Origin of the sequence: Mycobacterium sp. 050272, assembly GCF_039023525.1 — a bacterium.
Lineage (GTDB): Bacteria > Actinomycetota > Actinomycetes > Mycobacteriales > Mycobacteriaceae > Mycobacterium.
Map to the genome: position 1 here is coordinate 12,953 of NZ_JBCHKV010000009.1, position 19,393 is coordinate 32,345.

19 protein-coding genes and 1 pseudogene are annotated in these 19,393 nt (G+C 66.8%); 11 read left to right on the forward strand and 9 right to left on the reverse strand.

What is annotated here, in order from left to right:
- Positions 1–12: 12 nt before the first annotated feature.
- The 5 genes from pstA to AAHS21_RS18120 all read right to left on the reverse strand — a co-directional run bounded on the left by pstA (position 13) and on the right by AAHS21_RS18120 (position 4,956).
- Positions 13–927, reverse strand: coding sequence for a phosphate ABC transporter permease PstA (gene pstA / locus AAHS21_RS18100; RefSeq protein WP_342928982.1), 915 nt, complete (start codon positions 925–927; stop codon positions 13–15).
- The gene (gene pstC / locus AAHS21_RS18105; RefSeq protein WP_342928983.1) at positions 924–1,955 is read right to left on the reverse strand and encodes a phosphate ABC transporter permease subunit PstC; all 1,032 of its coding nucleotides are present in this window, start codon (positions 1,953–1,955) and stop codon (positions 924–926) included. The genes pstA and pstC overlap by 4 nt, the downstream gene beginning before the upstream one ends.
- Before the next feature lie 48 nt (positions 1,956–2,003).
- Entirely contained in the window at positions 2,004–3,074 is a 1,071-nt protein-coding gene (gene pstS / locus AAHS21_RS18110; RefSeq protein WP_342929140.1) for a phosphate ABC transporter substrate-binding protein PstS, read from the reverse strand.
- A 194-nt stretch (positions 3,075–3,268) separates the two neighbouring features.
- The gene (gene mshD, locus AAHS21_RS18115) at positions 3,269–4,186 is read right to left on the reverse strand and encodes a mycothiol synthase (protein WP_342928984.1); all 918 of its coding nucleotides are present in this window, start codon (positions 4,184–4,186) and stop codon (positions 3,269–3,271) included.
- Positions 4,183–4,956 carry a response regulator transcription factor gene (locus tag AAHS21_RS18120; protein WP_330977660.1) on the reverse strand — a complete coding sequence of 258 codons (774 nt, stop codon included), beginning with the start codon at positions 4,954–4,956 and terminating at the stop codon, positions 4,183–4,185. The genes mshD and AAHS21_RS18120 overlap by 4 nt, the downstream gene beginning before the upstream one ends.
- A gap of 187 nt (positions 4,957–5,143) precedes the next feature.
- Here AAHS21_RS18120 and lmeA point away from each other — a divergent pair, with 187 nt between their 5' ends.
- The 8 genes from lmeA (at position 5,144) to AAHS21_RS18160 (ending at position 13,291) form a co-directional block, all read left to right on the forward strand.
- Positions 5,144–5,956 (forward strand): mannan chain length control protein LmeA, encoded by an 813-nt coding sequence (gene lmeA / locus AAHS21_RS18125; RefSeq protein ID WP_342928985.1) that lies wholly within the window; start codon positions 5,144–5,146, stop codon positions 5,954–5,956.
- Between the two features lie 49 nt (positions 5,957–6,005).
- Positions 6,006–6,428, forward strand: coding sequence for a thioredoxin family protein (locus AAHS21_RS18130; RefSeq protein WP_342928986.1), 423 nt, complete (start codon positions 6,006–6,008; stop codon positions 6,426–6,428).
- 219 nt (positions 6,429–6,647) lie between these two features.
- A complete protein-coding gene (locus tag AAHS21_RS18135) occupies positions 6,648–7,118 on the forward strand; it encodes a DUF4395 domain-containing protein (protein ID WP_342928987.1) in 471 nt (156 codons plus the stop codon).
- A gap of 37 nt (positions 7,119–7,155) precedes the next feature.
- Positions 7,156–7,989 (forward strand): sulfurtransferase, encoded by an 834-nt coding sequence (locus tag AAHS21_RS18140; RefSeq protein WP_342928988.1) that lies wholly within the window; start codon positions 7,156–7,158, stop codon positions 7,987–7,989.
- A 1-nt stretch (position 7,990) separates the two neighbouring features.
- Positions 7,991–8,293: a DUF1416 domain-containing protein gene (locus tag AAHS21_RS18145; RefSeq protein ID WP_036471607.1), complete on the forward strand. Its 303-nt coding sequence runs from the start codon at positions 7,991–7,993 to the stop codon at positions 8,291–8,293.
- Between the two features lie 163 nt (positions 8,294–8,456).
- Positions 8,457–9,122: an FABP family protein gene (locus AAHS21_RS18150; RefSeq protein ID WP_342928989.1), complete on the forward strand. Its 666-nt coding sequence runs from the start codon at positions 8,457–8,459 to the stop codon at positions 9,120–9,122.
- Positions 9,123–9,269: 147 nt separating this feature from the next.
- The gene (locus AAHS21_RS18155; RefSeq protein ID WP_342928990.1) at positions 9,270–11,612 is read left to right on the forward strand and encodes a RyR domain-containing protein; all 2,343 of its coding nucleotides are present in this window, start codon (positions 9,270–9,272) and stop codon (positions 11,610–11,612) included.
- Positions 11,613–11,764: 152 nt separating this feature from the next.
- Positions 11,765–13,291 (forward strand): sensor domain-containing protein, encoded by a 1,527-nt coding sequence (locus tag AAHS21_RS18160; protein WP_342928991.1) that lies wholly within the window; start codon positions 11,765–11,767, stop codon positions 13,289–13,291.
- Positions 13,292–13,533: 242 nt separating this feature from the next.
- Here AAHS21_RS18160 and AAHS21_RS18165 read toward each other — a convergent pair whose 3' ends face one another.
- Positions 13,534–14,406, reverse strand: coding sequence for an aminodeoxychorismate lyase (locus AAHS21_RS18165; protein WP_342929141.1), 873 nt, complete (start codon positions 14,404–14,406; stop codon positions 13,534–13,536).
- A 183-nt stretch (positions 14,407–14,589) separates the two neighbouring features.
- Here AAHS21_RS18165 and AAHS21_RS18170 point away from each other — a divergent pair.
- The 3 genes and pseudogenes from AAHS21_RS18170 to AAHS21_RS18180 form a co-directional block, all read left to right on the forward strand.
- A pseudogene (locus AAHS21_RS18170) lies at positions 14,590–14,661 on the forward strand (16S rRNA (guanine(966)-N(2))-methyltransferase RsmD); the annotation flags it as partial.
- Positions 14,658–15,752 carry a folate-binding protein YgfZ gene (locus tag AAHS21_RS18175; RefSeq protein WP_342928992.1) on the forward strand — a complete coding sequence of 365 codons (1,095 nt, stop codon included), beginning with the start codon at positions 14,658–14,660 and terminating at the stop codon, positions 15,750–15,752. The pseudogene AAHS21_RS18170 and the gene AAHS21_RS18175, both read left to right, overlap by 4 nt.
- A gap of 146 nt (positions 15,753–15,898) precedes the next feature.
- Entirely contained in the window at positions 15,899–16,078 is a 180-nt protein-coding gene (locus AAHS21_RS18180; protein WP_096290168.1) for a DUF3073 domain-containing protein, read from the forward strand.
- 80 nt (positions 16,079–16,158) lie between these two features.
- Here AAHS21_RS18180 and purM read toward each other — a convergent pair whose 3' ends face one another.
- The 3 genes from purM to AAHS21_RS18195 all read right to left on the reverse strand — a co-directional run bounded on the left by purM (position 16,159) and on the right by AAHS21_RS18195 (position 19,375).
- A complete protein-coding gene (purM, locus tag AAHS21_RS18185) occupies positions 16,159–17,253 on the reverse strand; it encodes a phosphoribosylformylglycinamidine cyclo-ligase (RefSeq protein ID WP_096290169.1) in 1,095 nt (364 codons plus the stop codon).
- A 60-nt stretch (positions 17,254–17,313) separates the two neighbouring features.
- Positions 17,314–18,849, reverse strand: a complete 1,536-nt coding sequence (purF, locus tag AAHS21_RS18190; protein ID WP_342928993.1) for an amidophosphoribosyltransferase — start codon at positions 18,847–18,849, stop codon at positions 17,314–17,316.
- 136 nt (positions 18,850–18,985) lie between these two features.
- Positions 18,986–19,375 carry a sterol carrier family protein gene (locus tag AAHS21_RS18195; RefSeq protein WP_342928994.1) on the reverse strand — a complete coding sequence of 130 codons (390 nt, stop codon included), beginning with the start codon at positions 19,373–19,375 and terminating at the stop codon, positions 18,986–18,988.
- Positions 19,376–19,393 lie beyond the last annotated feature (18 nt).

Sequence of the window (19,393 nt, forward strand, 5' to 3'; positions counted from 1 at the left end):
CGGTACTCCTGCCTAGGACTTCTTGGGAGCAAACATCTTCGAAACCACTCTGGCGCCGACGTTGATCACGGCGATCATCACGATCAGGGTAAGCCCCGCTCCCCAGAGCCGCTCGGTGGGAACCGGGTTGACGCCTGCGCCCGCCGCTGTCTCGTTGAACATCATGCCAGGCAACGTCCCCATGAATCCCTTGAAGAGATCGAAGTTCATCGTTTGCGAATAGCCGACTAGGACCAGCAGCGGCGCCGTCTCGCCCGTCACCCGTGCCAGCGCCAACATGATCCCGGTGATGATGCCCGACAACCCTGTCGGAATCACCACCCTGACAATGGTTTTCCACTTCGGCACGCCCAACGCATAGCTGGCCTCGCGCAGATCCATCGGCACAATCCGCAGCATCTCCTCCGTCGATCGCTCGATCACCGGCAGCATCAACAGGACCAGCGCCAACGACACCGCGAACCCGGAACGGCCAAGGCCCAACGTGGCCACACACGACGCGTAGATGAACAATGCGGCAACAATTGATGGCACACCGGACAGGATGTCCACCATGAATGTCGCCAGTCTGCCGAGCCGGGTACCACCCCCGTACTCGACCAGATAGATCGCGAGCATGACTCCGATCGGGACGGAGATCGCGGCCGACATCAATCCCTGCAACAGGGTGCCGACGATCGCGTGGTAGGCACCGCCTCCGCGTACAAACGGCGTCGTGCCCGCCTGCGAATGCGTCCACCACGATGTGGACGCGATAGCGTTGAACCCCTTGACGATAACCGCGCCCAGCACCCACAGCAGGGGCGCCAGCGCAATCAGCATCGACAGCGAAACCAACACCGTCGCAACGATGTTCGAAGCCCGGCGGCGGCGTCCGAGCCCGGACAGCGTGCGAGCCTTGAGCGGCCGGTCGTAGATCGAGGTCATCGCGCGCCCTTGCGGATCCCGGCCAGCGCGCCGCGCGCCAGCGCATCGACCACGAAGGTCAGCACGAAAAGCACCAGCCCCGCCGCGATATACGCGCCGGCCTTATACCGGTCGTTGAATTCCCAAGCGGTGGCCGCGATCTTTGTCGCAAAGGTCGAGCCGCCGTCGAATAGCGACCAGCCGAACGCCTTTTGAGTACCGCGCAAGATGATCAGCAGAGCGACCGTCTCACCCAGGGCGCGGCCCAGCCCCAGCATCGCGCCGCTGATGTACCCCGATCTGCCGAATGGCAACACCGTTGTGGTGACGACCTCCCAGCGGGTGGCACCGAGCGCCAGCGCGGCCTCGATCTGCTCGTGCGGCGTCTGCACGAAAACTTCCCGAGTGACCGCGGTGATCAGCGGCAGGATCATCACCGCCAGCACGATCCCGCCGGTGAAGATGGTGCCGCCGCCGGCGGGAGACGCAGTGCCGTCGGCGAACAGGAAGAACCAGCCCAGCGACTGGTTCAGCCAAGTCGCGACCGGCCGCAGCTGCGGCGCCAGCACATATAGGCCCCATACGCCGTAGATGATCGAGGGCACCGCGGCCAGCAGATCGACCGTGTAGGCCAGCGCCCCGGCGAGCCGCCGCGGTGCGTACTGGGTGAGGAAGATGGCGACTCCCAGCGCCACGGGCATCGCCAGGATCAACGCGAACACCGAGATGAACACCGTCACCTGCAGCAGGTCGAGGATGCCGAAGTGCATCGCCGAGGTGTTGGTGGTGACCCAGTTGCCGCGGTAGGTGAAGAAGTCTTCCTGGTTGCGCTTGAACGCCGGTACGGCGCGCGCCAAGAGAAACCCGCCGATCGCGATGACGACGGTGGCGACCAGGACCGCCGAGGTCTCCGCGAACTTGCGAAAGACCCGGTCCCCGAAGCGGGATTGGACAGCCTTCCACGAGCGGATGGGCACGACTGGCGCCTCAGGAAAGGACCCGGCGACAACCGCACCCGAACCCGCCTGGGATGGATCTGGCGTAGTCATTGTGAATCCGTCACTGCTGGTTTTGGTGTCGCTCCTCGGTCCCGCGGGCTACTGCATCGCATTGATTGCGGTGATCAGTCGCTCCTTGACCTTATCGGTCAACGGGATGTAGCCGGCCGAGGAAAGGTTGGTCTGGCCGGTGTTCGCCGCCACGCTCAGGAACGACTTGATCGCCTTGGCGGTCTCGGTGTCATAACCCTTCGAGCAGACGATCTCGTAGGTGGCCAGCACCAACGGATAGGCGCCCGGCTGCTGGGCGGCATACATCGAATTCAGGTTCAGCACCAGGTCGTTGCCTCCCGTCACGAAGGTGGCCGTGTCGATCGCGGCGCTGGCCGTCTCGGTGGTCAGCGGGACCACACCAGTGGCCGTGGCGAGTTGCGCGTAGGGCAGGCCGGCCTGGTCCGCGAAGCCCTTCTCGACGTATCCGATGGCGCCGTGGGTGGCCCGCACCGCCTGGATGACACCGGACGACTTCGTCGCTCCTTCCCCGACACCGCCCTGGAATTCGGTACCGACTCCCTGCGACCAGCTCTCGGGCGCCGCGGCGGTCAGAAATTTCTGCACGTTGTCGGTGGTGCCCGACGAGTCCATCCGGTAGATCGGCGCGATCCTGATGTCGGGCAGGGCGACACCGGGGTTCAGCGCCGTCAGGACGGGGTCGTTCCAGCGGGTGATCCGGCCGGTCAGAATCCTGGCCAGCGCATCGCTGTTAACGATCAACGTCTTGACCTCGGGCAGGTTGTAGACCAGCGCCACCGGGCCGAACACCAACGGCAGGTCCCACGCGGGGTTTCCGTTGCAGCGCTTGGTGGCGGGCAGGATCTGGTCGGCGATCAGCGGGGAGTCCGATCCCGCGAAATCGACGTGGCCGGCGATGAATTGCTCGCGGCCCGCTCCCGATCCGGTCGGGTTGTAGGACACCGACTTGCGCGGGCAGTACTGGCCCCAGACATGGCCGAACACCGCCATCGCATTCTGTTGAGCGGTCGACCCTTCGGCCGTCAGTTCGTTTTTGCCGCCGCAGGTCGGCGTGCCGGCGGGTCCTGAGGACGCGACCGAGGCCGGGTCGTGATGGTTGTCATCGCTGCCGCAGGCCGTCAGGCCCGCACTGGTCATCGTGATCGTCAGCACCGCTGCCGCCAGCGCCTTGCCCACGTTTTCCAGGCTCACCGATCTCGCTTTCTGACACTGAATGGACGCATCCCGCCGCCGCTCGAAACTATGCGCTGACGCACGGTTCACAAGAGTGCCTAAGTGGTGAACGTGCGGTGAATTGTCAGCTGGCACGCCACTTCTGCCTGCGCTTTCTTTCAGCCCGTGCTGGACGCCGGCGCATAGGCGGTGTCGACGCTATGGGTGGTGAACCCCTGCCGCTGATAGGTCCGAACCGCAGCGACATTGTCCGATTCGACGTAGAGCAGCACGGTGACACCGCCCGAATCCGGCGGCCCGAGGAGCCGGCGCGCCAGCGACTCGATGCCCACGGCCGTCAGCATCTGCCCCAGCCCGCGGCCCTGCGCGGACGGGTCGACACCGAGGACGTACACCTCGCCGAGACGCGGCTGGTCGAGATGCACCTTGGTCCAGTGGAAGCCCAGTAGCGCCTCGGTGTCGTCGAACGCCAAGAACAAGCCGGCCGGGTCGAACCACGGCTCACCGCGCCGCTCGGCCAGGTCGGCCGCGGTCCATCCGCCCTGCTCGGGATGGTCGACGAACGCGGCGTTGTTGACCCGTAGCAGCTCGGCGTCGTCGTCGGTACCGGCGTAGGTGCGCACCCGCACGCCGGGCAGCGCACTTACCGGCCCGGGGATCTCGTGCAGCGAGAGCCTCATCTGGACGAGTTCCCGCACCGCGATCAGTCCTAGCGCAGCCGCGGTCGCGGCGGCCGGCGCCAGCGTGCCATGTGCCCAAAAGCGGTTATTCCCGCTGGTTTTGGCGATGGCCGCACGTCCCATCGCGGTGCCGATTCCGCGCCGGCGGGCCTGCGGGTGGACCACGAGTTCGGCCATCGGTTCGCCATCGTCACGCGGCGGACTGAGATTGAGGTAGCCCTGGATGGTGTTGTCCGCGGTGACCAGCAGGTGATCCGTGCGGTCGTGCCCGAGTTCGCGAAGCACCTGTTCACCGACGGGCGCTACCCCATCGAATTCGGTTGCCGCAGCAACCAGTTCACGCACCTGCAGCTGTTCTTGCGCGGTCAGTGCGGAGCGCCAGTCAGGCGCGATCACTGACTGCGCAGCGGGTCGGCCAGTGGATCCTGCAGATCCTCGGAGTCGGCCTCGTCGCTTTCGGGCTCGTCGTCGGGTTGGGGAATCGGCGCTCGTCCGCGCGCCGGGCGAACCGCCTTGTAGCCCACGTTGCGGACCGTGCCGATCAGCGCCTCGTACTCGGGTCCGAGCTTGGCCCGCAGCCGGCGCACGTGCACGTCGACCGTGCGCGTACCACCGAAGAAGTCGTATCCCCACACCTCGTGCAGCAGCTGGGCGCGGGTGAACACCCGGCCCGCATGCTGGGCCAGGTACTTCAGCAGCTCGAACTCTTTGTAGGTGAGGTCCAGCGGGCGGCCCCGCAGCCGCGCGGTGTAGGTGCCTTCGTCGATCACCAGCTCGCCCAAGCTGACCTTGCCGGCGCTTTCCTGGTCGGCCAGCCCACCGCGGCGACCCACCACGAGTCGTATCCGGGCGTCAACCTCGGCGGGTCCGGTGCCGGGCAGCAGGATTTCGTCCAGCCCCCAGTCGGCGCTGACCGCGACCAGCCCACCCTCGGCCACCACCGCCACCACCGGGACCGAGCGGCCCGCGGTGCTCAACAGGCGGCAAAGCCCGCGCGCGGCCGACAGATCGGTGCGCGCGTCCACGAGCACCGCGTCCGCGGTCCCCGCCTCCAGCAGTGAGGAAGGCTCGGGCGGCGCCGTCCGCACGGTGTGGGGAAGCAACGACAACGACGGCAGGACTGGGTCCGGGTGCAGCTCAGAGGTGAGTAGTAGTAGCTCCAACAAGCCCCTCCAGCTCGTGGGAAAGGCATCTCCCAGATTCATAAAGCCACGCGGCGTTAGTGGCCAGGCCATCTAACGATAACGTGCTACCTGGCCTTTGTGCGTGTCCTTGCAAACGACTGTGAGCCCCGCCACGAGGCAATCCAGACCGTAATCCGCCGCCGCGCGCCGCGGCGAACTACGCCACAATATGCGCATGCGCAGGGTGCTGATCAGTGTGATCGCCTCGGTTTCCGCCGTGGCGGCCATCGTCGTCGGTGCCGTCGGCGTGGACTACGGCGCCAGCATTTACGCCGAATACCACCTCTCGCGCACCGTACGCAGCGCGGCGGATCTGGGGTCAGACCCCTTCGTGGCCATCCTGGCCTTCCCATTCATTCCGCAGGCCATGAACCGCCACTACAACGAGCTGGAGATCAAGGCAAACGGCATCGAGCACGCGCCGACCGGCAAGGCCACGCTGGAGGCCACCATGCACTCGATCGACCTAAGCTACGCGTCGTGGCTGATCAGACCCGATGCGAAGCTGCCGGTGGGCAAGCTGGAGAGCCGCATCATCCTCGACTCGACGCACCTGGGCCGCTACCTGGGCATGGACGACCTAATGGTGGAGGCGCCGCCCGCCGAGACCAACGACGCCACCGGCGGCACCACCGAATCGGGTATTTCCGGCAACCACGGGCTGGTGTTCAGCGGCACCCCCAAAACGGCAAACTTCGACCACCGGGTGAGCGTGTCGGTGGACCTGTCGATCGCTCCCGATGACCCGGCAACACTCGTGTTCACTCCGACCGGCATCATGACCGGACCCGATACCGCCAACCAGGCCGTCCCGGACGACAAGCGCGACGCCGTGCTGCGCGTGTTCGCCGCCAGACTGCCCAATCAGCGACTTCCGTTCGGCGTGGCGCCGCGCACGGTGGGGGCTCGCGGCTCGGACGTCATCATCGAGGGCATCACCACGGGAGTAACCGTGACCCTCGAAGGGTTTAAGCAATCATGACCCGCGCCGGCGACGATGCAACGCGAAGCAATGAGAAGGAGCGGCGACCATGACCACCGTCGTCGTCGCGATCCTGGCGGCTGTTGCCCTGGCGGCACTAGCCGGTTGGCTGATGACCCGGCGCTCCGGAAGCCTGAAAGAGGTCGATTCCGGCCCGGGCGAGAGCGCCGGCGCGGACTCCGCGGACCTGGGCCTGTCCCGTACCGGGCCGACCGTCGTGCATTTCAGCGCACCGTGGTGCGGACCCTGTGATCGTGTCCGCCGGGTGGTTGGCCAGGTGTGCGACAACATGGGCGACGTGGCGCATGTCGAAGTCGACATCGACGCCAACCCCGCGGCCGCACGCCGGTTTTCGGTGTTGTCGCTGCCGACAACCCTGATCTTCGACGTCGACGGACGTCAGCGTTACCGGGCATCGGGTGTCCCCAAGGCCGCCGACCTGCGCTGCGCGCTCGAACCGCTGTTGGCTTGATCGCGATGTCATTGGGTAAGCTGACCGACGTGTCATCCCGCATGGAGCCCATGCTCACCAGGCGTCGCGCAGTCGATCTGTGCCGCATCGCGGGTTGTTGTTGTCGCTGTTGCTGTAGCTGCTGAGTAGCCGCGCCGCCCGCGCAGCACTCGGAGCAGCCCGGAACCCCACCGTGGTGTGTCTCTACTTTTCCGTGCAACAGGCGAATAGGAGTCTTTTGTGTCAAGCACCAACACCAGCGCCCAGCTGGACCGCGTCGACGTTCGTGGACCCAGATTCGCCGCCTGGGTCACCACCGCGGTCCTGGTCGTCACACTGCTCGTCTCGGCACTGAGCCCGCTGGCGGCCGCGGTCATCCTGGGTTTGCAGGCCGTGGTCTTCGCGATCGGCGCTCTCCGCGGCCCGCGCCACCACCCCTACGGCCGGGTGTTCGCCACGCTGGTGGCCCCCCGGCTGGGCCCGGTCAAGGAACGCGAACCCGTGGCTCCCCTGAAGTTCGCCCAGTTGGTCGGCCTGGTCTTCGCGATCGTCGGTACTACCGGATTCGCCGTCGGCGCGCCCCTGGTGGGCGTCGTCGCGACGGCCTTCGCTCTGGTGGCGGCGTTCCTGAACGCGGCCTTCGGCATCTGCCTGGGCTGCCAGCTTTATCCGCTTGTGGTTCGCTTACGACCGACCGCCGGCCCGGCGTGACCCAAGTTCATCGCAAGTAATCGAAAGGATTCACCCCATGGCACGCTCTGACGTCCTGGTCTCCGCCGAATGGGCTGAGAAAAACCTCGACACGGCCAACGTCGTGTTCGTCGAGGTCGACGAGGACACCAGTGCCTACGACGGAGGCCACATCGCCGGTGCGATCAAGCTCGACTGGCGCACCGACCTGCAGGACCCGGTCAAGCGCGACTTCGTCGACGCCCAGCAGTTCTCGAAACTGCTGTCCGACCGCGGCATCGCCAACGACGACACCGTGGTGCTCTACGGCGGCAACAACAACTGGTTCGCCGCCTACGCCTACTGGTACTTCAAGCTGTACGGCCACAACGACGTCAAGCTGCTCGACGGCGGCCGCAAGAAGTGGGAGCTCGACGGACGCCCGCTGACCGCCGACCCGGTCAGCCGCCCGGCCACCTCATACACCGCGGCGCCGCCGGACAACACGATCCGGGCGTTCCGGGACGAGGTCATCGCCGCCATCAACACCAAGAACCTGGTCGACGTGCGCTCCCCCGACGAGTTCTCCGGAAAGATCCTGGCGCCCGCGCACCTGCCGCAGGAGCAAAGCCAGCGACCCGGACATATTCCGGGAGCGATCAACGTGCCGTGGAGCCGCGCGGCTAACGAGGACGGGACCTTCAAGTCGGACGAGGAGTTGGCCAAGCTGTACGCCGATGCCGGCCTGGACGGCACCAAGGAAACGATTGCCTACTGCCGAATCGGGGAACGTTCGTCGCACACCTGGTTCGTCCTGCAGGAATTACTCGGGCATAAGAACGTCAAGAACTACGACGGCAGTTGGACGGAATACGGCTCCCTGGTGGGTGCCCCGATCGAGTTGGGAAGCTGATATGTGCTCTGCACCTAGGCAAGGACAGACGTTGCCGGCCAGCGTCGACCTGGAGAAGGAAACCGTGATCACCGGCCGCGTCGTCGACCGCGACGGCCAGGCCGTCGGTGGCGCCTTTGTTCGCCTGCTGGACTCGTCGGACGAGTTCACGGCAGAGGTCGTCGCGTCGGCCACCGGCGACTTCCGGTTCTTCGCCGCACCGGGAGCGTGGACGCTGCGTGCGCTGTCCAAGGCGGGCAACGGCGACGCTGTCGTCGCGCCGTCGGGCGCCGGTATCCACGAGGTGGACGTCAAGATCGCATGACCGCCGACGCCGCGACGGGGATCCCCCGGGAGCGCGGTTGACGGCGCGAGGCGAATAGACTCGTCAGCGTGGTGCTGTTCTTCGAGATCATGCTGGTCGCGACAGTCGTGGTCATCTCCTGGTTTGCGTTGTACACCCTCTACCGACTCATCACCGACGAGTCGTGACTTACGAGGACCCTGAGGGACCGGCCGGTTCTGCAGGCTCCGGCGACCGGGCGGTGGCTGCCGCCGCCGAACGCGCCAAGGTGACCGCGGCCCGCAACATCCCCGCCTTCGACGATCTGCCGGTCCCGCCTGACACGGCGAACCTGCGTGAAGGCGCCAACCTCAACGACGCGCTGCTGGCCTTGTTGCCGCTGGTCGGCGTCTGGCGGGGCGAGGGCGAAGGCCGCGGACCCGATGGCGACTACCGATTCGGGCAGCAGATCGTGGTCTCCCACGACGGCGGCGACTACCTGAATTGGGAAGCCAGATCCTGGCGCCTGGACGCCGACGGCAACTACCAGGAACCCGGCCTGCGCGAGACCGGCTTCTGGCGGTTCGTCTTCGACCCCGACGACCTGAGCGAATCCCAGGCCATCGAGCTGTTGCTGGCCCACTCGTCTGGTTATGTCGAACTCTTCTATGGGCGACCGCGCAACCAGTCGTCGTGGGAGCTGGTGACCGACGCCCTGGCCCGCAGCCGATCGGGTGTTCTGGTCGGCGGCGCCAAGCGCCTCTACGGCATCGTCGAAGGCGGCGACCTCGCCTACGTGGAGGAGCGGGTGGACGCCGACGGCGGACTGGTCCCGCACCTGTCGGCGCGGCTGTCGCGATTCGTCGGCTAGCGGCCCGCTGCTGTTGCCCGACTAGCTAATTCGCGCTCGCACCAAACCATTGCCTTCGCCCAATCTTTTGCGTGTACTGTTCGACGTCCGAGCGGCCGCGCGAAGGGAGATCGGCGGATGCGTCCCAGGAGGGCACCCTCGCCCATCTTGCGTTGGGCCGTAACCGCGGTCGGCCTGGTGTTCATCGCCTACCTGGCCGTGCTGGATGCGCGCCCGTCGGTCGACGACTCATTTCCAGCCTGGCTGGGGTGGTTCGGCCGGCCGGGATCGATGCCGACGCTCGCCGTCGTTGTCGTCGTGCTCATTTGGGCGTCGGTGCTGAATTTCCGTTCGGGTAGCCACCGGGTGGTGGGTGTTTCGTTCACCCTGATTGCAGCCCTGGTCCCGATGACGGCGCTGCTCGGGCTGACTTCGTACTGGGGATGTCACGATGCCAACCATCCGGCCTTCTTCACTCCCCTGATGGCGACGGCGAGTCTGGTCAAGGGCGGCACCGGGGACTTCTCGGTCGGCGGGAAGACCTGCCCGAGCCCCACGCCCGTCGGCCTGGAACTGGCCCGGATCGCCGCGCTGTCGGCGATCTTCACCGGATTGGGCGGTGCCGTGGTCGGGGTCTTCCGATCTCAGGTGGACCGGATACGGGCCAACTGGGCCGAATCCGTCACGGCGGTCGTCGGTATCGATAGTGACACCCAGTCGATGCTCAGCGCCGTCGCGCGCACCTTGGACCGGCGCAGCACCCTGGTCGTCATCACCGGCGCCAGCGACGACCGCGTGCAGCAGGCCCGCCGCCAAGGCGCTCGGGTGGTGCTGGTGGACTTCAATACCCCGTCGACCATGGTGTCACTTCGGCTGTGGCGCCGCCTTTCTCGGCTCTACCTGATGGCGCCGGATCCGGCGCTCAACCTGCTGTGGCTCGACCTGATCAGCCGCCGGCTCTCCGAAATCGCGCACAAGCAGCGGTTACCGTTGATCGTGCGGATGGACGATCCCTGGCTGGCCCAGGCGTGGCGCGCCCAGCAGTTCGGCGGGTCGGACACCCGATGGGCGGCCGACGTGGTCGGCAAATACGAGGTGACCGCGGGCCGATTACTCAACAGCATTCTGGCGACCGGGCGGACCAAGCACGTATTCGTCTGCGGCACTTCACAATTGACACTAGCACTGTGCGCGGACCTGACCCAGCGCGCACTGGAGCGCGACTTCTACACGCCGCCCGGCGCGGTCACGTTGCCCGCGCTGACCCTGGTCGAACGAGACGCCGAAGAGTACCTGCGTGATCACGAGTTCCACCGCCAGCAAGCAGGATTCGTCTCCGAGGGCCCGACAATAGACGCGATTGCCGAGGCCCCGAACATACCCACCATGCTGAAGCTGATCGGCGATGTCGACCCTGCCACCAGCGCGGTCATCTTCGTCGACGCGCATGCCGGAACAACTGCGGCCCGACTGGCCGCCCGCTTCCCCGACATGCCCATCTACGCTTCCGACCTGAACGCCAGCATCACCGACGACTCGATCCAGGTCGTCGGCCGACTGCAGTCCTACTCGCTGGTGCTCGACACCCAGGAGGGTCAGGTTCAGGACGCGTGGGAGCGCGCGGCCCGGCTGATCCACGAGCGCTATGTCGCCACGATCGATCCGAGCTGGACGCGGGGACCCGCATCGGTGCCGTGGGCCGAGCTCAACGAGTTCTACCGCGGGTCCAACCGGCGCCAGGTCCGCAACGCGTTGTGGATGGTCGAACAGATCGCGGGTCATACCTGGAACACCTGGGGCAGCCCGCCACAGCAGCTGTCGGGCAGCGCGATGGCGGAGTTGACGCCGCTGGAACAGCTTGCGCTAATGGGCTTCGACCACGACTCCGCGCTGCGGATGGCCCAGGCAGAGCACGAGGACTGGTGCCGCTACTACCGGCGCAACGGCTGGAAATACGGCTCCCCACGCGACGACTCACGCAAGATCCACAACAAGCTCGTCGACTGGTCCGAGGTGGAAAGCGAACCGGAATTGCTCAACGCCGCGGTGCGCAGTTTGGCGGGAACGCTGTGGAGCCTGCGGCAGCTGGGCTTCCGGTCGCGTCCGCTGTGGCAGTCCTTCACCCGGGTGGGGACGGTCACCGCCGAACAACGAAGCGCGCCATGGACATGGACGTCGGACTCCGGACACACGATGCGCGCCGGCGCGGGCGACTGGGCGATCTCCGAGGACGGCAAGCATTGGTCGGTGCGTGACGACATTTTCCGGGACACCTACGAGCCCGCGGGCGACGGGCAGTGGCAACGCAAGGGGCGGGTACAAGCCCGCCCGGCGTATCCGGGCGAGACCATCAACACCCTGGAGGGGCCGACGAATGCCACCGAAGGCGATTGGGTCGTGCGCGGAGCCAGCGGTGAGCAGTGGCCGGTGCCCGGTGACGAGTTCGCCCGGCGCTACGCCGCATACCGACCGCCCGAAGAAGCCCATGCCCCAGACGGTGGCGAGGGGTGAACAGTCGCCCGTTGCCGAGTCCAATTTGCGCCGAAAATTTGCGCATCCTGAAGCGGCCCAACACTGATACGGTATCGGCGCATGTGCGTACGGGTCGCGCAGGCAGGCTTTCGCCCCAGTTGGTTAGCTCCGCTTCACCCTAGGAGAGTGCGATGGCGCTGTTTATCAGCTACTCGAGCCAAGATCGGTCGACGGTCGACGCCCTGACCACCGCCCTTCGCCGCGGACAGAACCAGGTGTGGTTCGACCAAGAGCTCGGCGGCGGCGACTCGTGGTGGGCCAAGATCCTCGAGCAGATCCGCGATTGTGAAGTGTTCATCGTCGCGCTGTCGAGCAACTGGCTGCAATCCAAGCCGAGCCAGGCAGAGCTGCGCTACGCCCAGGCGCTGGGCCGTCCGATCCTTCCCGTCCGGATCGGTGAAGTCGACAGCATGCGCGTGAATCCCCTTGCCGCATTGCAAATCATCGATTACCGCGAACCGACGGTGGACGCCGGCATCCAGTTGGTCACCGCCGTGCACGCGCTTCGCAGCAAGCCCGTTCCGTTGCCCGACCCGCTGCCCGAAGAGCCCCCGGTGCCGTTCGGCTACATCACCCGGCTGGGGAACACCCTGGCCGAAAAAGAGCTGAGCCCGCAGCAACAGCTCCAGCTGTTGGTCGAACTGCGCTCCGGGTTCGACGAGGACGGCGACGACCCCAGCGCCCGCGGCGACATCGCGCAGCTGTTGCGCATGCTGCGCCTGCGGCACGACGTCACCTACCGCACCCGCAGCGAAATCGACAACGTGCTGGCCGAAATCGAGGCCAAGGACGGTTCGCCCGGAGGCGCCGCCAAGGCCGCGGCTCCGGCTGCCGCCGCTGCGCCGACTCCCGCGACAGCACCCAGCGGCGCGAACGCAGTCACCGTCCCCACCGCGGTGAGCGGCGGCGCGGCCGGCGGCGGCGGGTCGAACAAGCGGCTGCTCATCATCGGCGGTGCCGCGGTCGCGGTCATCGCCGCGATCGCGATCGTCGTGGTGATGACCACGCAGAGCAGCAAGCCCAAGCCGGCTCCACAGGCGTCGAACTCGAATTCGGCTCCGGCCGCGCCGAATTCGGCACCCAATCCGGGCTCGGCGAAGCTGGATTCCTTCCTGATCGGCGCCCCGGAAGTCGGCGCCATCGTGGGTGACCCAACGTTGGTGCCCGGCGAAAAAGTCAGTGGGCTACGCAGCCCGAAGTACACGCTGTCCGATCCCGAGTGCGCCGGCGCTTTCGAGCCCACCATCGCGGCGGTCTATCAGGACGCCGGCGGATTCACCGCCACGAGCACGCTGGTCGTGCACTCGCCTGGACAGGACCCGCCGCTGCGGATCATCGAGGCCGTCTCGGAATTCTCGTCGTCCGAGAAGGCGAGCGCGTTCGTCGCGGCATCCGCCGAAAAGTGGAAGGCCTGCGCCGGAAAAACGGTGACGGAGAAGCTCAATGGCAAGAGCTTCGATTACACATTCGCCCAAGTCGACGGGGCCGTACCCCGGATCGCGATGCAGCGCACCCGTTCGGACAATGCCAAAACCTGCCACCACGTGCTGCACGCGGAGGGTGCCAACGTCATCGAGGTGAATGTGTGCGGCCCGGATGCCGCGCCGGGCCAAGCCGGCAAGATCGCCGAGCAGATCGCCAAGAAGGTGGACGACTAAAGGCCCCAAGCATGGAGCGGCCCCCGAGCCATGCTCCCGGTTGGACAGACCGGGAAGCTCGGGGGCCGGGTGGCTACGTGGAATTCGCCAGCGCGCGTATATCGCTAGCTCTTCGGAAGCCATGCAGCTAGCGCGTAGCCACCTCACATGTCCATGAAGCTATCAATTTCGCGGACCACCTCCTTCCTTGTGTACGGCCGACCGTACCCGCCACCACGCGAGCCGACAACACAATTCAGCGCTCAGCGATCACTGACGATCGCCGCGTCGACCAGCTGGGCAAAGTCATCGGTCATCGGCGATCGACCCAGCGGACGACCGTCGAGCGTGTGCACGCGAGCGGCCAGGGTCATGCTCGATACCAACCAGACCCCTTGGGCAGCATGCAAATCCGCGACCCGTAGCGCCCGGTAGTCGCAGTCGTAGCCTTTACTGCGCGCCACCTCGAACAACGCCTGCTGGGTGGTGCCGCGCAGAATCGGATACCAGGGCGGCGGCGTCAGCAGGCACAGATTGCGGTCCGGGCCCGCATCGGAATCGGTGGCGATCACCACCGTCGAACGCGGGCCTTCCAGGATGTAGCCGTCGGAGCTGACGAAAATCACGTCGCCGGCGCCCCGCTGGGCGGCGTGGCGCAACGCGGCCATATTCACCGCGTAGGACAGGGTTTTCGCACCAGCCAACAGCCAGGGCATCTCGCCGACACCGGTCGCGGGCAATCCTCGGTCCAGCGTGATCGCCGCCAGCCCATTATGGCGAACCACGGCAACCCTTTCCGGGACCGCGCTGACCATCACGTACGCGGTGGGCTCGGACCCACTCTCACGACCCCGGCTGTAGATCAACCGCAACGCGGCTTCGGCAGACGAGCCCGCCACCCACTCCCGGGTCGCGATGTCGATCGCGGCCCGCCACTTCGGAAGGTCCGGCTCGGGCAGGTCCATGAATTTGGCCGATTGAGTCAGTCGCTGCAAATGCGACCCGACGAGACAGGCACCGCCGTCGCGGACCAACAGGGTCTCGAAGGCACCGTCACCGCGCACGGCCGCGAGATCGTCGGCGTGCAAGAGAGGGGTATCGGGCGGATGTATCTCGCCGTCGAGGGTGACGATCACACCCGTCTGGGCTGCCATGCCGAAAGAGCCTATCGGGTCGCGTGATTACGCCGGCCGCGAACGGGCGACAGCACGCAGACACTGCCGAATGTGCGGCCGGCCGCGCACTCGTCGCCCAGCGTGCGGCTGGCCGCACACTCGTTGGACCAGCATGCCGATCCGTAAAGTTGACGGGTGACCTGCGCTAGCGACGATGCAGTGGGGGTTCCGCCCGCTTGCGGGGGACGAAGCGATGAGGAGGAGCAGCGCACATGACGGCAGTACCCGCCCCCGATTCCGGGCCCGACGCCGGCGCGATCTGGCACTACGGCGATCCGCTCAGCGAGCAGCGCGCGGCCGAAACCGAAGCCGTGCTGGTGGACCGCTCGCATCGCGCGGTGCTCACCCTGACCGGCGCGGACCGGCAGAGCTGGCTGCACAACATCTCGACCCAACACGTCAGCGAACTGCACGACGGGGCCAGCACGCAGAACCTCAGCCTGGACGGGCAGGGCCGGGTGGAGGACCACTGGATGCAGACCGAGCTCGGCGGCGTCAGCTACCTCGACACCGAACCCTGGCGCGGTGAGCCGCTGCTGAACTACCTGCGCAAGATGGTGTTCTGGTCGGACGTCACGCCCGCGGCCGCCGACCTGGCGGTGTTGTCGCTGATCGGCCCGCGGCTGGTTGACCGCGCGGTGCTCGAGGTGCTCGGCCTGGACGCCCTGCCCGACGAGCTGGCTGCGGTCCCGCTACCCGGTGGCGGCTTCGTGCGGCGGATGCCCGCCTCCGGCGCCGACCAGATCGAACTCGACTTGTTGGTGCCGCGAAGCGATTCCGCCGACTGGCAAAGCCGTTTAGCGCAGGCCGGCGTACGCCCGGCCGGAGTGTGGGCCTACGAGGCCCATCGGGTCGCGGCCGTGCGCCCCCGCCTCGGCGTGGACACCGACGAACGCACGATTCCGCACGAGGTGCGCTGGATCGGCGGTCCGGGTGACGGGGCCGTCCATTTGGACAAGGGCTGCTATCGCGGCCAAGAAACCGTCGCCCGAGTCCACAACCTGGGCAAACCGCCCCGAATGCTGGTGTTGTTGCACCTCGACGGCTCGGTGGACCGGCCGTCGACCGGCGACGCGGTGCTCGCGGGCGGGCGGGCGGTGGGACGGCTGGGCACCGTCGTCGATCACGCGGATCTGGGCCCGATCGCGCTGGCGTTGCTCAAGCGTGGGATACCGGCCGACACCGAACTGGCAACCGGCCCGGAGGGCTCGGTAGCGGCGGTGATCGACGCCGATACGCTGCCGCCGAGCGAACAGATCGGGGCGGGACGGCTCGCCGTCGAGCGGTTGCGGGGCGGGACGAGATAATGTCCGTTGAAGTCCAACACGGCGGGCAGGGGGCACCGACGCTCATCCGCGCGGCACGGTAAGCTGTTGGCAGGACAATAACGACACCAGAGATCGGAGCCGCCTACTTGTTAGGCCGCTCCGTTATTGCGCGAGGGGGTTCCCCCATGGGCCGCGGCCGGGCTAAGGCAAAGCAGACCAAGGTTGCTCGAGAACTTAAGTACAGCTCCCCGCAGACCGACTTCGATCGGCTTCAGCGCGAGCTGGCGGGCAGCGGTGGGGACGAATCGGGTCACCTCGATGGCGCCGACGAATCGTCGGATTACGAAGACGACTGGCGCCGCTAGAATCTGCTCCGTGCCGATGCCGCGTGCATCGGCACAGTGCTGTTCCCAGCTAGGCGTTGTTCCCAGCTAGGCGCGGGCTCTTAAAATCTCGGGTGCTGCCCCACGAGTTTCGCGCGCGGGCCATCTTTTCCGCCCTTGCAAATCGTCCCCAACACCCAGCAGTCCAGATGGCGTGCGGTCAAAATCGCCAGGGCGCGGTCGGTGTCTTCGGGCGCGACGACGGCGATCATGCCGACGCCCATGTTGAAGGTCTTCTCCATCTCCTCGCGGACGATGCGGCCACGCTGGGCGATCATCGCGAACACCGGCGCCGGCGTCCACGTGCCACGGTCGACCTCGGCGGTCAACCCGTGCGGGATGACGCGCTGCAGGTTGCCCGCCAGCCCGCCACCGGTGACATGACAGAACGTGCGCACCTGGGTTTCGGCGGCCAGCGCCAGGCAGTCCTTGGCGTAGATCCGGGTGGGCTCCAGCAACTCTTCACCCAGCGTGCGGCCGAACTCCTCGACGTAGCCGGCCAGATTCATCCGGTCGATCTCCAGCAGGACGCTGCGAGCCAGGGAGTATCCGTTGGAATGCAGGCCGGAGGACCCCATCGCGATGATGACGTCGCCGGGTTTGACCCGATCGGGCCCCAGGATGTCGTCGGCTTCGACCACGCCGACGCCGGTGGCCGAGATGTCGTAGTGGTCGGGTTCCATCAGCCCGGGGTGTTCAGCGGTCTCGCCACCCAGCAGCGCGCACCCGGCGCGCACGCATCCCTCGGCAATACCCGCGACGATGGCCGCCACCCGTTCGGGCACCGTGCGCCCCACGGCGATGTAGTCCTGCAGGAAAAGTGGCTCGGCGCCGCAGACAACGAGGTCGTCGACGACCATGGCTACCAGGTCGAGGCCGACGGTGTCGTGCTTGTCCATCGCCTGCGCGACCGCCAGCTTGGTCCCGACGCCGTCGCTGGAGGCCGCCAGTACCGGCTCGCGGTAGTCGCCACGCAGCGCAAACAGTCCGGCGAATCCGCCGAGCCCGCCGAGCACCTCGGGTCTGGTGGCTTTCGCAGCCAGCGGCTTGAACAGATCAACCGCGCGGTCACCGGCTTCGATATCCACCCCGGCCGATGCGTAAGTAATGCCCTGGCTGCCCGGTTCTTCTCCGGGGCTTTTTCCGGGATCCGTCATCGCGATAAAGGCTACCGGTAGGCGCTTCGCGCCGGTATCAAACGTCTTTGAAGGTTTCCGTCAGTGGTTGACGGGAACCTCGTCGGCCGCGACATCGCCGAGCTCCGCGCCCCGGGCGGCGTTGGCGAGCATGTGCTCGATGACGTTCTTACCCAGCGCTGTCTCGCTGGGCAGCTCGATCGGGTACTTGCCGTCGAAGCAGGCGGTGCACAGCCGGGAGGCCGGCTGCTCGGTCGCGGCGATCATGCCGCGCAGCGAGATGTAGCCCAGCGTGTCGGCGCCGATCGCGTGCCGCACCGCCTCGAGCATCTCTTCCTCGTCCTCGACGGCGTTGGCGATCAACTCGGCCGGTGACGGGAAGTCGATGCCGTAGAAGCACGGCCACTTCACCGGAGGCGAGGCAATCCGCACGTGCACCTCGACGGCGCCGGCCTCGCGCAGCATGCGCAACAACGCACGCTGAGTGTTGCCCCGCACGATCGAGTCGTCGACGACGATGAGCCGCTTGCCGCGGATCACCTCTTTGAGCGGGTTGAGCTTCAGCCGGATGCCCAATTGACGGATGGTCTGGGACGGCTGAATGAAGGTCCGGCCGACGTAGGCGTTCTTCATCAGGCCCTGGCCGTAGGGAATGCCGGACTCCTGCGCGTATCCCACCGCGGCCGGGGTGCCCGATTCCGGCACACCGATCACCAGGTCGGCGTCCACCGGGCGTTCGCGCGCCAAGCGGCGGCCGATCTCCACGCGGGCGCCGTGCACGGATCGACCGCCGATCGTGCTGTCCGGCCGGGCCAGGTAGACGTATTCGAAGACGCAGCCCTTGGGAGTCGGGTTGGCGAAGCGGGTGGAGCGCACGCCGTCGGCGTCGATGGCCAGCAGTTCGCCCGGCTCGATGTCGCGGACGAATGAGGCGCCGACGATGTCGAGCGCGGCCGTCTCGGAGGCCACCACCCAGCCGCGGTCGAGGCGTCCGAGTGACAGCGGCCGCACCCCATGGGGATCGCGGGCCGCATACAGCGTGTTCTCGTCCATGAACGTCAGGCAAAAGGCGCCGCGCACCGTCGGCAACAGTTGCAGCGCAGACTGTTCCAGCGTGGAGTCGGCCGCACCGTGGGCGAGCAGCGCGCCCAGGATGTCGGAGTCGGTCGTCGCCGGGGCCGGGGCGCGCTTGGCGATCAGCCCGGCGTCACGGGCCTGTCCGGCAAGTTCAGCGGTGTTGACCAGGTTCCCGTTGTGCCCCAGCGCAACCCCGGTGCCGGCCGCGGTGTTGCGGAACACCGGCTGGGCGTTTTCCCAGGTGGTGTCGCCGGTGGTGGAGTATCGGCAGTGCCCGATCGCGACGTGGCCCGGCATGGCGGCCAGCGTCTGCTCATCGAACACCTGACTGACCAGGCCGAGATCTTTGAAGACCAATACCTGAGATCCATCGGCGACGGCGATGCCGGCGGCTTCCTGACCGCGATGCTGCAGCGCGTAGAGGCCGTAGTAGGTGAGTTTGGCGACTTCCTCGCCCGGGGCCCATACCCCGAATACACCGCACTCTTCGCGGGGCGAGTTCAGGTCCTGATCGGATACATCTGATCCAGCGACGGTCACGGTGGGCGGCTCCCTAGCGAGGGGTAGTGACGCCTCGGAGTTTACGGGCACGTAAGCCCAGCGGACGAATCTGTTGGGCGTGTTGAGCACGAAAGTTCTCGGCGTGTCACCCTAAACCTGCAGTTCAGAGTTATATTCAGCTCACATCGAACAAGGGCAACCAGTGGTCAATTTCACCCGCGCGCGAGCCCGAGAGCGTTAACAATCCGTTCGCTTTTGCGTCGGCGAGCGTCAACATCCCGGTGGCCAGCAGCAGCCAGGTCCGCGGATCGGTCTCGACGACGTTGGGCGGTGTGCCGCGGGTGTGTTTTGGCCCGGCCACGCACTGCACCGCCACGAACGGCGGGATCCGGACCTCGACGCTGGCGCCGGGCGCCAGTGCGCCCAGGGTGCGCGCGGTAAGCCGGACAGCGGTCGCCAGGGTGGCGCGATCGGGTGGCGGGAAGGTTTGGTCGCGCAGCCAGTCCGCGACGGTCATCAGGACCTGACGTGTCTTGGCCGGATCGGCAGTATCGCGGGCGGCCATGCCTTAGGGTCTCAGAAC